13 protein-coding genes are annotated in these 12,763 nt (G+C 69.9%); 2 read left to right on the plus strand and 11 right to left on the minus strand.

Annotation, left to right across the window (positions count from 1 at the left end; translation table 11 throughout):
- Positions 1-26: 26 nt before the first annotated feature.
- The 7 genes from ACIG3E_RS11380 to glnA all read right to left on the minus strand — a co-directional run bounded on the left by ACIG3E_RS11380 (position 27) and on the right by glnA (position 6,815).
- Positions 27-749, minus strand: a complete 723-nt coding sequence (locus tag ACIG3E_RS11380) for a hypothetical protein (protein WP_399614180.1) — start codon at positions 747-749, stop codon at positions 27-29.
- A gap of 226 nt (positions 750-975) precedes the next feature.
- Positions 976-1,182 (minus strand): hypothetical protein, encoded by a 207-nt coding sequence (locus ACIG3E_RS11385; protein ID WP_399614182.1) that lies wholly within the window; start codon positions 1,180-1,182, stop codon positions 976-978.
- 236 nt (positions 1,183-1,418) lie between these two features.
- The gene (locus ACIG3E_RS11390) at positions 1,419-2,489 is read right to left on the minus strand and encodes a hypothetical protein (protein ID WP_399614184.1); all 1,071 of its coding nucleotides are present in this window, start codon (positions 2,487-2,489) and stop codon (positions 1,419-1,421) included.
- A complete protein-coding gene (locus ACIG3E_RS11395) occupies positions 2,486-2,812 on the minus strand; it encodes a hypothetical protein (RefSeq protein ID WP_399614187.1) in 327 nt (108 codons plus the stop codon). The genes ACIG3E_RS11390 and ACIG3E_RS11395 overlap by 4 nt, the downstream gene beginning before the upstream one ends.
- A 94-nt stretch (positions 2,813-2,906) precedes the next feature.
- Positions 2,907-3,176 (minus strand): hypothetical protein, encoded by a 270-nt coding sequence (locus tag ACIG3E_RS11400; protein ID WP_399614189.1) that lies wholly within the window; start codon positions 3,174-3,176, stop codon positions 2,907-2,909.
- Positions 3,177-3,415: 239 nt separating this feature from the next.
- Positions 3,416-4,867, minus strand: a complete 1,452-nt coding sequence (locus ACIG3E_RS11405) for a hypothetical protein (protein ID WP_399614192.1) — start codon at positions 4,865-4,867, stop codon at positions 3,416-3,418.
- 538 nt (positions 4,868-5,405) lie between these two features.
- Complete coding sequence (glnA, locus tag ACIG3E_RS11410) at positions 5,406-6,815, minus strand: type I glutamate--ammonia ligase (protein ID WP_399614194.1); 1,410 nt, start codon at positions 6,813-6,815, stop codon at positions 5,406-5,408.
- A 222-nt stretch (positions 6,816-7,037) separates the two neighbouring features.
- Here glnA and ACIG3E_RS11415 point away from each other — a divergent pair, with 222 nt between their 5' ends.
- On the plus strand, positions 7,038-7,505 hold the full coding sequence (locus ACIG3E_RS11415; RefSeq protein WP_399614196.1) for an RDD family protein: 468 nt from the start codon (positions 7,038-7,040) through the stop codon (positions 7,503-7,505).
- Between the two features lie 128 nt (positions 7,506-7,633).
- Here the strand turns inward: ACIG3E_RS11415 and ACIG3E_RS11420 are convergent, their stop codons facing one another.
- From ACIG3E_RS11420 to lipB, 4 genes are all read right to left on the minus strand, one after another.
- Positions 7,634-8,338 (minus strand): DUF4191 domain-containing protein, encoded by a 705-nt coding sequence (locus ACIG3E_RS11420; protein WP_138959334.1) that lies wholly within the window; start codon positions 8,336-8,338, stop codon positions 7,634-7,636.
- Positions 8,339-8,368: 30 nt separating this feature from the next.
- The gene (locus ACIG3E_RS11425; protein WP_138959333.1) at positions 8,369-8,572 is read right to left on the minus strand and encodes a hypothetical protein; all 204 of its coding nucleotides are present in this window, start codon (positions 8,570-8,572) and stop codon (positions 8,369-8,371) included.
- Between the two features lie 419 nt (positions 8,573-8,991).
- Positions 8,992-9,957 (minus strand): lipoyl synthase, encoded by a 966-nt coding sequence (gene lipA / locus ACIG3E_RS11430; RefSeq protein ID WP_399614199.1) that lies wholly within the window; start codon positions 9,955-9,957, stop codon positions 8,992-8,994.
- Positions 9,958-10,094: 137 nt separating this feature from the next.
- Positions 10,095-10,955, minus strand: coding sequence for a lipoyl(octanoyl) transferase LipB (gene lipB, locus ACIG3E_RS11435; RefSeq protein WP_399614202.1), 861 nt, complete (start codon positions 10,953-10,955; stop codon positions 10,095-10,097).
- A gap of 252 nt (positions 10,956-11,207) precedes the next feature.
- Here lipB and ACIG3E_RS11440 point away from each other — a divergent pair, with 252 nt between their 5' ends.
- The gene (locus ACIG3E_RS11440; RefSeq protein WP_399614205.1) at positions 11,208-12,653 is read left to right on the plus strand and encodes a regulator; all 1,446 of its coding nucleotides are present in this window, start codon (positions 11,208-11,210) and stop codon (positions 12,651-12,653) included.
- The last annotated feature ends 110 nt before the right edge of the window (positions 12,654-12,763 follow it).

The following is a 12,763-nucleotide window of genomic DNA, read 5'->3' on the forward strand; positions in this document are numbered from 1 at the left end:
GGCGGGGGCTTCAGCTCTTCACGTGGTCAGCGTCGCCAGCGTTCTTGTCCCGGGCCTTTGCAGGTATAGAGGTTTCCGTTGCTGCCCACACCGGTCGTCCCGGGCGTCGAGCAGAACGCGCCGGGCGTGACGGTCCCGACGCCCCCGGTGCTCGATCCGCCGGAAGAAGAGCCGCTGCTCGAACTGCTGTCGTCGGAGGAGTCGGAGCCGCCAGTGGTGCTGCCGCCGGTCGATCCGTTGTCCGGCTCGGGCTCGTGCGTGGGCTCCGGGTGCAGTTCGGTGCCCTCGCGCTTCGGGCACTTGGTGCCCGGCGCCACCAGGGAGAGGACAGGGTCGGCGTACTCGCGTACGAGCGTCGCGCCCGCCGTCGGCCCCTGGAAGCAGACGATCCAGTCGTCATAGTCCTTGGGCAGCTCGACGTCCGTGTAGGCGCTGTCCGCGCGGACGTCGCCGTCGATCAGCTTGCCGATCCGCTTTGACGCCTGCGCGTACGTCTGCGTCACAACGTTCGGCATAGGCGCGTCGCTCGGCGTCGGCGTGGGCTCAGCCGTCGTCGCGGAGGGCGTGGCGGTTGCCGTCGCGGCTGGCTTCGGGTCAGCAGCCGCCTTCTTCTCCTCGGGCGGGTCCTGGAAAAGGATGAACAGGAACCATACGAGCGCCAGCACCGAGGCGATGATCTTCGTCTTCGGCTTCCAGGGGCCCAGCCACGCGAGCACGATGCCGACCGGGGGCAGGAAGACCAGCAGCACGATGATCAGGGCTGGGTGTTTCCACCACCGCCGGGCCGGGGTGGGCGGCTGAGGGCTGTAGGGCGGGGGCGGGGGCGGGTAGGGAGACGAGGCGGACATGAGGCTCCGGCGAGATGAGGAGGAGGAGGACAGCCGAGCACTCTACCTGCTGGCATAGACCAGATAAGAAGGATCTCGCGAGCGGGCCCCCGCCGGGGAGATCCAGCGGGGGGCACGGCGTGTGGGGCTACTCCTCGGGGACTACGACGGTGAGGTAGGCGCGGGTGCCGGTGCTGTTGCGCATGGGGCGGTAGTCGGCGGGTCCGCAGCTTCCCGAGCGCTGCATGGCTTCAACCAGACGCCTGACGGCCTGGTCGCCGCCCATGAGACGGACCTGTACCGGGGAAGGCCCCTGTGGAGTGCTGGCGGCGGTGGGGAGTCGGTGGTGGGTCATCGGTTCGTCTCCTTCGATATCAGGCGGCCGGGGACGCGTTCGGCGCGCAGCTCGGCGCGCTCGGCTTCGGTGATGTGCTGACAGGCGTTCCGCTCGACCGAGGCCCAGAAGAACTCGGGGCGGCTGGAGTGGATGCCGTAGGTGGGGTCGGCGGCCCGTGGCCGTCCTCGAACCGGTGCGCATCTCCCCGAACGGGGCGCGGGCTTCCGGGCCGAGGACGACCATGTGATGCCGGGTCAGGCGGACGCGGCTTCGTCCTCGCCGTCGTCCTTGGCGGTGTCCTCCGCCGCGAACTTGGCGGCCTTGAGGACGCTCCCGGCCCTGTCCTTGCCGATCTTGAATTCGCGGCTGATGCGGCGGACGCTCAGCGGTCCGGTGAGGGCGTGGACTCGGGCCGTCAGTTGCTCGTCGGTGAGGTGTGCGAGGGACGTACCGCCGTCCTTCGCGGTGTCCTTGGTGAGCGCCCTCGAACGCCTGGAGTGGCGGCCCCGAGGTGCCGTCGCCATGGTGTCCCCGCTGTCCTCTGGCGTGTCCTCGGGGTGTCCCTGCGGGGCGTCCTCGAAGGTGTACCGGCCGGTGTCCTTGTGGAGATCAACGTTGTCCTCGGCTACGGCCGATGGGGTGTCCTTCGCCGTGTCCCCGGTGTTGTCCCTCGGATGGCCTTCGGTGTCCTCGAAGGCGTCCCTGACGATGCCCTCGAAGGCGGGGGAGGGTGTCCTTGAGGGCGGGGTCTCGGGGACGGTGACGATGTCCTCGGGGTGTCCCTGGGGTGTGTCCTCGGCGGTGTCCCTGGCGCGGATTCTGGACCACCAGGCGGACGTCTTCGAGGTGCCCTTGGCGGTGTCCTCCGTGCCGTCCTCGTTGGCGATTTCCACACCCCGGTGCATCAGTCCGGCGACCAGAGCCCAGCCCCCGCCGCAGGCGACGGCCGCGACGATCAGCGCCCAGGTGTCGGTCTCGGAGTGCTGGAGGTGAACGGTGATCTCGACGGCGTACCCGCCGATGGCCATCATGGCGCCGCCCAGGAGAATCCACCAGCGCCGCAAGATCGCGTTGAGGACCATGGTGGCCTCCCCGGCGAGGATGGCGATCTGGACCGCGACGGGGACGGCCAGGGCGACGCCGGGCAGGGCGTTGGGCTTGTCGAGGTAGGAGTGGATGGCGGCCACGTTGACGTACGCGGTCCAGCCGGACGCCACGAGCAGCGCGGCCAGGACGGCGGGCAGCATCACCGTGAACGCGGCGACCGCGATCCACTGGGCTTGCGCCCTGACTTTCCTCTGGACCTTTCCGGATCGGGCGGTCACTTCGCGCCCTCCTCGTACACGTCCACGTACACGTGGATGCGGATGTCCCCAGCCTTTCCGAGGGCTGCGTGGCGCCAGGTGTCCAGCGACCGCACGGGCGGCTTGACCTCCAGGTCGAGGTGTTCGGCCCACAGGTGGAAGATCCCCAAGGGGTCGGAGTGGAGGCTGTCCACGGCGCCCCGGATTTCCATCAGGCCGACGACGGTCCAGTTGATGGCGGGCAGCTCGGCCGCGTCGGCGCGTTTGAGGAGGGCGGCCAGAGCGTTGACCGAATGGATCTGCCAGCGGCGCCCGTCGGATGCGGTGTAGTAGGGCGAGGTCATGCGGGGTCTTCCTTTTCGGTGCGGTAGGCGAGGCGGGCAGGGCCGTCGAGCTGATGGCGCTCGCGCAGGACGGCGGCGAGCTGACGGTGAGGGGTCACGAGATGACCTCTGCGATGACGCTCACGGTGGCGGTGCCGCTGGTGCCGATCACTTCCGCGAGGGGACCGGTGAAGCGCAGGCCGGGGGCTTCGACCGCCTCTCGGACGGCCTCCATGAGCACGGTGGGCACAGGGTGGTGGAGCTTGATCGTGATGTCCGCGCCGATCCCGGCGACGTCGGTCAGCAAGTCGATCAGCTTCGCGAACAGGTCCTCGGCCTGCTCGCTCCGCTCGGGGTTGGGCTGCGCGGACGCTATGGTCTGCATGCGTCGTTCTCCCTGTCTGGTAGGGGGCCTGGCGTAGGCCCCGGCCGGTGGTGCAGTCACCGGTTTCGGGGCCGCTCTGTTTGGTGCGTGGGCGGGGAGGGATTCGCACCCTCACCTCCTCGGAGGCCCTACTGAGGGCCGCCCTTGGGCTCGACCCTGAGAACCCCATCGGTCGCCGACTCCTGGGAATCCGATCCCGGCCCTCGCCACTGCCTCGGCGGGAGCTTTCTCCTGCCTGTTCATGCGCTCCTCCAGATCGCCGCACGGACCTCCGAGGCCCGGCGTGCGTTCCTCTCCTGGTGCGCGGTGGTGTCGAGTCCGTCGTGGCCGTCGAAGAACGACGCGAATGCGCGGCTGGCTTCGGCGTGGCAGTCACGGCAGACGCCATCGGCCGGACGCTCGCCCTGGCGGGGGCGCTCGCAGTCCACACACGCCCACGTGATCTTGAAGACCGGTGTCGAGGGCCGGAAGGCAACAGGGGTCCCACGTCGGTCGGCCCAGCGCTCGACGCAGATACGGCAGGTTTCACCAGTCGGCCAGATCATGCCGTCCTCGCATGCGGCCTCGGGGCAGGGGGAGTTGCGCAGACCCCGGCGCGTGATCCAGCCGAAGGGGTCGGCCACCCTCCGCTCCTCAGCCAGGTGGCGGCTGATCCGCGCGGTGATGCGCTCGACGTCGCTGCCGACCTCGGACACTGCCCGGTCGATGGCCTCGCCGGACTTCCAGCGCTGCCAGGGGCTCAGGGCCTCGGCGATGGGCAGCAGCCGCAGCACGCGGTGCGCGGCGCCCGAAATCGTCAGGCCAGTGGGGGAGTTGGGCGGTTCCGGCGAAGCCGCTTCGCGCTCGGTTGCTGCCAGTGGAAACGTCTCGGCGGCAGGGTTTTCCACAGGGCCTCGCGCTACTACGGAGGACGCCCTACGGGCGGAACCACAAGGGACCTCGCGCGCCTGTTCCGAGAGTGGTGTTCCCAGAGTCGTGTTCTGTGCAGTCGGATCGGGGCGGGGGTCTGTAGCTACTTCGGGGGCGGGGGGTGCAGCCGGATCGGGGAGGGGCACCGGAGCTGGGTGCACGTCGTACCGTGCACCCAGCCGACCGCCGCCCTCCTGGGTCTGGGTCAGCCAGCCGTCGGCGACCAGGCCGCGCACAATGAGGCGCACGGTGTCCTTGCCGGTGATGCCGCAGTGCTGGCCGGCCTGTGCGTTGCGGAATTCGGTGCCGGTGTCGGTGCAGTACGAGGCGTAGGCGTAGACCTTGAACCGGTTGCCCCGCAGGGCGTTGCGGGCGTAGGTGGAGACGCGGAAGAAGCGTTCCAGCGGGGCGCCATGCTCGACGCGGCGCAGCGGCCGGAGCCTGCGAGTGACGGTGGCGCGGTGGGTGCGCTGCACGGTCATCGCGCGGCCGTCCTCCAGTCGCTCCAGCTCACGCATGTAGCCGTTGACCGTGACACGGTGAAGGCCGAGAACGTCACCGATCCATCGGTCAGAGGCGTAGGCGCCCTGACCCCTGTGGCCGAGGTCAGTGATCAGGCTCGCGACGCGGACGGCATCGCCGGGAAGGGCGGCCAGCCATGCCAGCGGCATCAAGGTCTGGAAGGGCTCGACGACGGTAGCCGACGTGAGCGATTCGCCCCCACGTAGGGAGTTGTCGGGTGGCCATGCCGCATCTGGGCATGGCAAACTAAGCGCGTTCACGGCTTACTCCGTGAAAAGCGTCTCTAGCCCCGGCAAGGGCGAAAGACGCAGGGCGAAGGTCGCTTCGCCGCTAGAAGGTCCGAGCTTCTTGGAATGGGACGGCTCCACCCGTCCCTGGATGCTCGGGCCTTCTTGGCGTTTCAGCGGCCATGGGCATGGTTCTCCGACGCCGAGGCGTCGCACGGCTGCACAGCGGCTCCCTCGCAGAGGTGCGCAGTGCGACCGCGAACGGAACCGTAGCACCACATTGGGTGACGGGAAACGAGGGCGCCGAAAGACTGCCAAAGCTCTGGCCTGCGTAAATACGGGCAAATAGCCAAGACCCCGTCACCCTCCGTGAAGAGTGGCGGGGTCTTGGTCGTATGAAAATCTACCTGACTCGCCGTCAGCTTTCCTTGATCATCTTGCACATCGGTTGCACAAGAGGTCGGAAGCTACCGGAAGCCACGGGAAGTCTCCGGAGGGAGTTTCCCCAGGTCAGCGGGCAAATTCGGCGGCGATCGCCACAGGTGGCGAATTTACCGATTTGCCCACCTTTCTAGATGTCGAAGTAAAGCTCAAACTCGTGCGGGTGCGGGCGCAGCTGGATCGGGGCGATTTCGTTCGTGCGCTTGTAGTCGATCCAGGTCTCGATCAGGTCGGAGGTGAAGACGCCGCCGGCCTGGAGGTACTCGTTGTCCGCCTCCAGGGCGTCGAGGACCGCGGGGAGGGAGGTGGGGACCTGGGGGACGCCCGCGTGCTCCTCGGGGGCGAGTTCGTAGAGGTCCTTGTCGATCGGCTCGGCCGGCTCGATCTTGTTCTTGACGCCGTCGAGGCCCGCGAGGAGGAGGGCCGAGAAGGCGAGGTAGGGGTTCGAGGAGGGGTCGGGGGCGCGGAACTCGACGCGCTTGGCCTTCGGGTTGGAGCCCGTGATCGGGATGCGCATCGCGGCGGAGCGGTTGCGCTGCGAGTAGACCAGGTTGACCGGGGCCTCGAAGCCGGGGACCAGGCGGTGGTAGGAGTTGACGGTGGGGTTCGTGAAGGCGAGCAGCGACGGGGCGTGCTTGAGGATGCCGCCGATGTAGTAGCGGGCGGTGTCCGAGAGGCCCGCGTAGCCCTGCTCGTCGTAGAAGAGGGGCTCGCCGCCGGACCACAGGGACTGGTGGACGTGCATGCCCGAGCCGTTGTCACCGAAGATCGGCTTCGGCATGAAGGTCGCGGTCTTGCCGTTGCGCCAGGCGACGTTCTTCACGATGTACTTGAAGAGCATCAGGTCGTCGGCCGCGGCGAGCAGCGTGTTGAACTTGTAGTTGATCTCGGCCTGGCCCGCCGTGCCCACCTCGTGGTGCTGGCGCTCGACCTTCAGGCCCTGCTTGTCCAGCTCCAGGGAGATCTCCGCGCGCAGGTCGGCGAAGTGGTCGACCGGGGGAGCCGGGAAGTAGCCGCCCTTGTAGCGGACCTTGTAGCCGCGGTTGTTCTCGATCGCGCCGGTGTTCCAGGCGCCCGCCTCGGAGTCGATCTCGTAGATCGAGCGGTTGGCGGAGGTCTCGAAGCGGACCGAGTCGAAGACGTAGAACTCGGCCTCGGGGCCGAAGTACGCGGTGTCCGCGATGCCGGTGGAGGCGAGGTAGGCCTCGGCCTTCTTGGCGACGTTGCGCGGGTCGCGGGAGTACTGCTCGCCGGTGATCGGGTCGTGGATGAAGAAGTTGACGTTGAGTGTCTTGTCACGGCGGAAGGGGTCCACGCGGGCTGTCGACAGGTCGGCGCGCAGCGCCATGTCGGACTCGTGGATGGCCTGGAAGCCGCGGATGGACGAGCCGTCGAAGGCCAGCTCCTCGTCGGGGTCGAACGCCTCCGCCGGCACCGTGAAGTGCTGCATCACACCCGGCAGGTCGCAGAAGCGGACGTCTACGAACTTCACGTCCTCGTCCGCGAGGAACTTCTTGGCGTCGTCGGCGTTCTGGAACATCCAGCTCCTCCTACTCCCGCCCAGGAGGAGCGGGGTTGCAGCTCGGTCGTGCGGCCAGTGCGGTGGCACACGCTGGACCCGACCATAGGGAGGGGGCATTTCTCAAGCGTGACCCGTTTGTTTCGCCGAAGTTAACCGGGCGGGGGTGCCGGGGCCCGTCGCCCCCCTCCTACCCGGACCCCGCCGGGCCCCGTACGGGAGGGGGCGCAGTACCGTGGACGGGTGGACAACAGGCAAGCAATCGGATCGTGGCTCTCCGGCCCCCGCGCGGCGGCGGAGGACGCGGGCGTCGACTTCGGATACCGGGGAGAGCGGCTCGGCCTGCCCGAGGAGGGCCCGGGTTCCATCGCCCGGCCCGGGCGCAGGCTCGGGGCGATCGCCGTGGACTGGGCCCTGGTCATGGTGATCGCATACGGCCTGTTCGCCCGGGACAACGCGCAGGCAGCGGGCAACTGGGCGCTCGGCCTGCTCTTCGTCATGAGCGTGCTGACCGTCGGCACGGTCGGCTGCACGCCGGGCAAGCGCCTGTTCGGCCTGCGCGTCATCGCCGAGGACGGCGGCCGCCTCGGCCCCGGCCGCGTCCTGGTGCGCAGCGTGCTGCTGTGCCTCGGCATCCCCGCCATCATCTGGGACCGCGACGGCCGCGGCCTCCACGACCGCCTGGCCCGCGCGGTGCAGGTCCGCGGCTAGTTCCCGTACGTTCCCGTACCCGTACGTTCCCGTACGCGGAGCGGACGCACAGACATAGACAGACGCCGATGGGGCGGCCGGAACCAGAGGGTTCTGGCCGCCCCATCGGCGTATACGCGTACGACGCGCTAGCGCGCCTTCGGACCGCGCGGCATGCGCACGTTCTTGGGCATCGGCCCCTTCGGCAGGGGCATGTTGCTCATGAGGTCCCCCATCGCCTTCAGCCGGTCGTTGGTGGCCGTCACCTGGGGGCCCTGGAGGACGCGGGGGAGCTTCAGGAGCGTCGTGCGCAGCTTCTTCAGCTCGACCTGGCCCTCGCCCGTGCCGACGATGACGTCGTGCACGGGGACGTCCGCGACGATGCGGGCCATCTTCTTCTTCTCGGCGGCCAGCAGCGGCTTCACGCGGTTCGGGTTGCCCTCGGCGACGAGGACGATGCCCGCCTTGCCGACGGTCCGGTGCACCACGTCCTGGCTGCGGTTCATCGCGACCGCGGGGGTCGTCGTCCAGCCGCGGCCGATCTTGTCGAGCACCGCGGCCGCCGCGCCGGGCTGGCCTTCCATCTGGCCGAAGGCCGCCCGCTCGGCGCGGCGCCCGAAGACGATCGCCATCGCGAGGAAGGCGAGCACGAAGCCCAGGATGCCGAGATAGACGGGGTGGTCGATCCAGAGGCCGATCGCGAGGAAGACACCGAAGGTGACGATTCCCACAGCTGCGATGACGAGACCGATCTTGGAGTCGGTCCGTCGGGTCATCTTGTACGTGAGGGCGATCTGCTTGAGTCGCCCCGGGTTCGCCGCGGCGTCCGCCGCGGTGGTTTCCTTCCTCGCCATGCCGTGAAGTCTACGTGTCCCGGCGGGCTCCTACGACGTGCGGGTTGGTCCCGCCTCTTCCAGTACGCGCTGGGCCTCGACCCGGTCCTTCGCGCGGCGCCGGTCCTCGAGCACCGAGGTCCAGGCGTTGCGGCGGGCGGTGCGCTGGCCACCGCGCAGGAGCAGGGACTCGACGGCGCGCAGCGCGTCGGTGACGGACGGAATGGCGGTGGCGCGTACGGGCGCGGCCTGCATGGTGATGCCCTCCGAGATCCGAGAAGCGATGGTGAACGGGGGAACGCTACGAGTGGCTCTCGCTGGCACTGCGTCGTGCGGTGGGGGCCAGTGACCGGTACTGCCGCCAGGCCTCTGGGTAAGGCCCTACGTGCGGTAGTTCCAGCGTCACTGATTGGTGTTACCAGGGCGTGACCGAGCGGTCAAACACCGATGAAGCCTTGACGCGAAGGGCCCGAACGCTGACGCGGCCCATACGGTCGCCCCTACCTGCACAGACCGTATGGGCCGTGAAAACTCGGCCACTACCGAGTGGTAGCTGCTTGTGCGCGGATTCACACGCGCCCTGCCCAGACCGGTTTGCCGGGCACGCGCCCTGCCCGGACCGGTTGCCGGGCACCCGCCCTGCCCGGACCGGTTGCCGGGCACCCGTTCGTACGTCAGACCGCCTGCGAGGCCACGTACGCGCCGCGGCGCTCGATCGCCATCTGGTAGAGCCGCCCCGCGCGGTACGAGGAGCGGACCAGCGGGCCCGACATGACGCCGGAGAAGCCGATCTCCTCGGCCTCCTCCTTGAGCTCGACGAACTCGTGCGGCTTCACCCAGCGCTCCACCGGGTGGTGGCGCACCGACGGGCGCAGGTACTGGGTGATCGTGATGAGCTCGCAGCCCGCGTCGTGCAGCTGCTGGAGCGCCTCGCTGACCTCCTCGCGGGTCTCGCCCATGCCGAGGATCAGGTTCGACTTGGTGACCAGGCCCGCCGCGCGGGCCTCGGTGATGACCTTCAGGGAGCGCTCGTAGCGGAAGCCGGGGCGGATGCGCTTGAAGATGCGCGGCACCGTCTCCACGTTGTGGGCGAGCACCTCGGGGCGGGCGGAGAAGACCTCGGCGAGCTGGTCCGGCTCCGCGTTGAAGTCGGGGATCAGGAGCTCGACCTTGGTGTGGCCGCTCTCGCGCTCCGCCGTCATCGCGTGGATCTGGCGGACCGTCTCCGCGTACAGCCAGGCGCCGCCGTCCTCCAGGTCGTCGCGGGCGACGCCGGTGATCGTGGCGTAGTTCAGGTCCATCGTGACGACGGACTCGCCGACGCGACGGGGCTCGTCGCGGTCGAGGGCCTGCGGCTTGCCGGTGTCGATCTGGCAGAAGTCGCAGCGCCGCGTGCACTGGTCACCGCCGATGAGGAACGTCGCCTCGCGGTCCTCCCAGCACTCGTAGATGTTGGGACAGCCCGCTTCCTGGCAGACCGTGTGCAGGCCCTCGCTCTTCACGAGCTTCTGGAGGGCGTTGTACTCGGGGCCCATCTTCGCCCGGGTCTTGATCCACTCGGGCTTGCGCTCGATGGGGGTCTGGGCGTTCCGGACCTCCAGGCGCAGCATCTTGCGTCCGTCGGGTGCGACTGCGGACACATCGGCTCCCTGCTAGCTGGCGTAACTTCGATTCATCGGCGCTCCCCAGGGTACGCCCGTCATCTCATGGGGCTTACTCCCGGCCAACCTCTGGCCAAGGGGGTGCATTCCCGTACGCGCCCCCGGCCGCGCGGCGGCTAGGAGGCGGCGGTCTCGGGGACCCGCTCGGCGGCCGGTCCCGCGGCGGCGTGCCCGGAGGCCTCCGCGGGCTGCCGCTCGATGACCCGCGGCTTCAGGTCCGCGTTCTCCAGGATGTCCTTGAGGTGCTTCTCCACCACCGGCAGGACGTCGGCGATCGTGACGTCGCGGCCCAGCTCGTTGGCGATCGACGTCACCCCCGCGTCGCGGATGCCGCACGGGACGATCTTGTCGAACCAGGTGTTGTCCGGGTTCACGTTCAGCGCGAAGCCGTGCATCGTGACGCCCTTGGCGACGCGGATGCCGATCGCGGCGACCTTGCGGTCCTCGCGGCGCTGGCCCGCGTTGGAGGGCGCGTACTCCGGGCCGTTGAGGCGGGGGTCGAACTCGTCGTCCGTCAGGCGCGGGTCGAAGTCCAGGCTGAGCCCGCCGAGGGCCGCGCGCCGCTCCACCGGGTCGCCGAGGACCCAGACGCCGCTGCGGCCCTCGACCCGCGTGGTGGCCAGCCCGAACTCCGCACACGTTCGGATAAGTGCCTCTTCCAGGCGCCGTACATGTGCTACGACGTCCACCGGACGGGGCAGTTTCTGGATCGGATAGCCGACGAGCTGCCCCGGGCCGTGCCAGGTGATCTTGCCGCCGCGGTCCACGTCCACGACGGGCGTGCCGTCCAGCGGGCGCTCGTTGTCGGCCGTGCGGCGGCCCGCCGTGTACACCGGCGGGTGCTCGAGCAGCAGGCAGGTGTCGGGGCCCTCGTCCGCGAACCGGGCCGCGTGCACGCGGCGCTGCTCGTCCCAGGCCTCCTGGTACTCGACGTAGTCCGGGCCGAAGCCCAGCCGGATGAATCGCAACTCGCCCACGGGGCGTGCCTCCCTAACCTCACCGTGCACCGGAACCTCACCGCACACGGAAACCTTCACCGTGCACGGACCGCGCCCCAGCCACTGTACGACTGGCGTTCTCCCGTCAGCCGTCCGGCCAATCCTCACACGATCGGATGAATGCGGCTTGAAGGTCCCGATGGGGGCGGTGCAGGCCGTTACATTCACGCCGTTCACGAGGCCAAATGGGCTGCTCAAGGCAGGCCCAAAGGGCAGGAGACCGCACAGCTGATGACGGAACGACCCCCGCAGCGCACCCCCAACCGCCAGCTCGCCGCACTCATCGCGGAAGCCGGATTCTCCAATGCGGGCCTGGCCCGTCGCGTCGATCAGCTAGGGCTCGAACACGGGCTCGACCTCAGGTACGACAAAACATCGGTGACACGCTGGCTCCGTGGCCAGCAGCCGCGCGGTACGACGCCCGCGCTGATCGCCGAGGTCTTCACCCGCCGCCTCGGCCGCCGCCTTTCCGCGCAGGACCTCGGGCTCGACGCCTGCGCGCCCGTCTACGCCGGGCTCGAGTTCGCGGCGACGCCCGAGGAGGCCATCGACATCGTCGGCGGCCTGTGGCGCAAGGACTCCGGCAGCCACGCCGAGCTGCGCAAGATCGCCTTCACCCCGGCCGGGCTCGTGGTGCCGAGCCGGGACTGGCTCATCGGCCGCGCCGACGAGCGCGTCGCCCGCGGCGGGGAGCCGCCGCAGCCGCCGCGGGTGCCCTCGCAGGGGCGCCCCGGGGTGCCGCGCCAGCGCCGCGACACCGACCGCGGCCCCGGGCACCGCGTGTCCGGCGGCGACATCGCGGCGCTGCGCTCCGTCGGCGAGCTGTTCCGCGCGCTCGACCACGCCTACGGCGGCGGCCACGCCCGCCAGGCCCTCGTGCGCTATCTGGAGCACGAGGCCGAGCCGATGCTCCGCGGCACCTACAACGAACAGGCCGGGCGCCGCCTGTTCGCGGCCGCCGCCGACCTCACCCGGCTCGCGGGCTGGACGTCGTACGACATCGCGGCGCACGGCCTCGCCCAGCGGTACTTCGTGCAGGCCCTGCGCCTGTCCCAGGCGGCGGGCGACCGCGCGTACGGCTCCTACGTCCTGATCACGATGAGCCGCCAGGCCGTCTATCTGGGCCACGGCCGAGAGGCCGTGCAGCTGGCCCGGGTCGCCCAGCAAGGCGTGGGCTCCTCCGCGCCGCCGGTGGTGCAGGCCCTGCTGCACGCCGTGGAGGCGCGCGGTCACGGCGTACTCGGCGAGGTGAGGGCGTGCACGGCCTCCATGGTGCGCGCCGAGCGCGCCCTGGAAGCCGCCCGGCCGGGTGACGAGGTCCCGTACTGGGCGCGCTTCTTCGACGAGGCCCAGCTCGCCGACGAGTTCGCGCACTGCAACCGCGACCTCCAGCAGTACCGCGCGGCCGCCCAGCACGCCGAGCGCTCCCTCCAACTGCGGGCCCCCGGGTACGCCCGCTCCCGGCTCTTCTGCCGGGTCGTCCTCGCCACCTCGCGCCTCGGCCTCGGCGAGCTGGAGCAGGCCTGTCAGCTGGGCGCGGAGGCGGCCCAGGCGGCGGGCGAGATGCGCTCGGTGCGGGCGGTGGAGTACGTGCGCGACTTCGAGCGGCGTCTGGAGCCGTATCGGGACGCGGCGCCCGTACGTGGGTACCGCGACAAGGTCGCGGCGCTCGGCTGACCATGGGGGCGCCTCCGGCGGGGCGCCCCCCTTCCCCCTCTTTTCGCTGCGGGTGGGTGGGGGCTGGTCGCGCAGTTCCCCGCGCCCCTTCGGGCGCAGCCCCTGAAAGG

The sequence above is a fragment of the Streptomyces sp. NPDC053474 genome (genome assembly GCF_044544845.1).
GTDB lineage: Bacteria > Actinomycetota > Actinomycetes > Streptomycetales > Streptomycetaceae > Streptomyces.

Bases quoted from the DNA above. Each gene is read 5' to 3' on its own strand.
- ACIG3E_RS11395 (WP_399614187.1), bottom strand. From the start codon at position 2,812: ATGACCTCGCCCTACTACACCGCATCCGACGGGCGCCGCTGGCAGATC.
- ACIG3E_RS11400 (WP_399614189.1), bottom strand. From the start codon at position 3,176: ATGCAGACCATAGCGTCCGCGCAGCCCAACCCCGAGCGGAGCGAGCAG.
- ACIG3E_RS11420 (WP_138959334.1), bottom strand. From the start codon at position 8,338: ATGGCGAGGAAGGAAACCACCGCGGCGGACGCCGCGGCGAACCCGGGG.
- ACIG3E_RS11385 (WP_399614182.1), bottom strand. From the start codon at position 1,182: ATGACCCACCACCGACTCCCCACCGCCGCCAGCACTCCACAGGGGCCT.
- glnA (WP_399614194.1), bottom strand. From the start codon at position 6,815: ATGTTCCAGAACGCCGACGACGCCAAGAAGTTCCTCGCGGACGAGGAC.
- ACIG3E_RS11440 (WP_399614205.1), top strand. From the start codon at position 11,208: ATGACGGAACGACCCCCGCAGCGCACCCCCAACCGCCAGCTCGCCGCA.
- ACIG3E_RS11425 (WP_138959333.1), bottom strand. From the start codon at position 8,572: ATGCAGGCCGCGCCCGTACGCGCCACCGCCATTCCGTCCGTCACCGAC.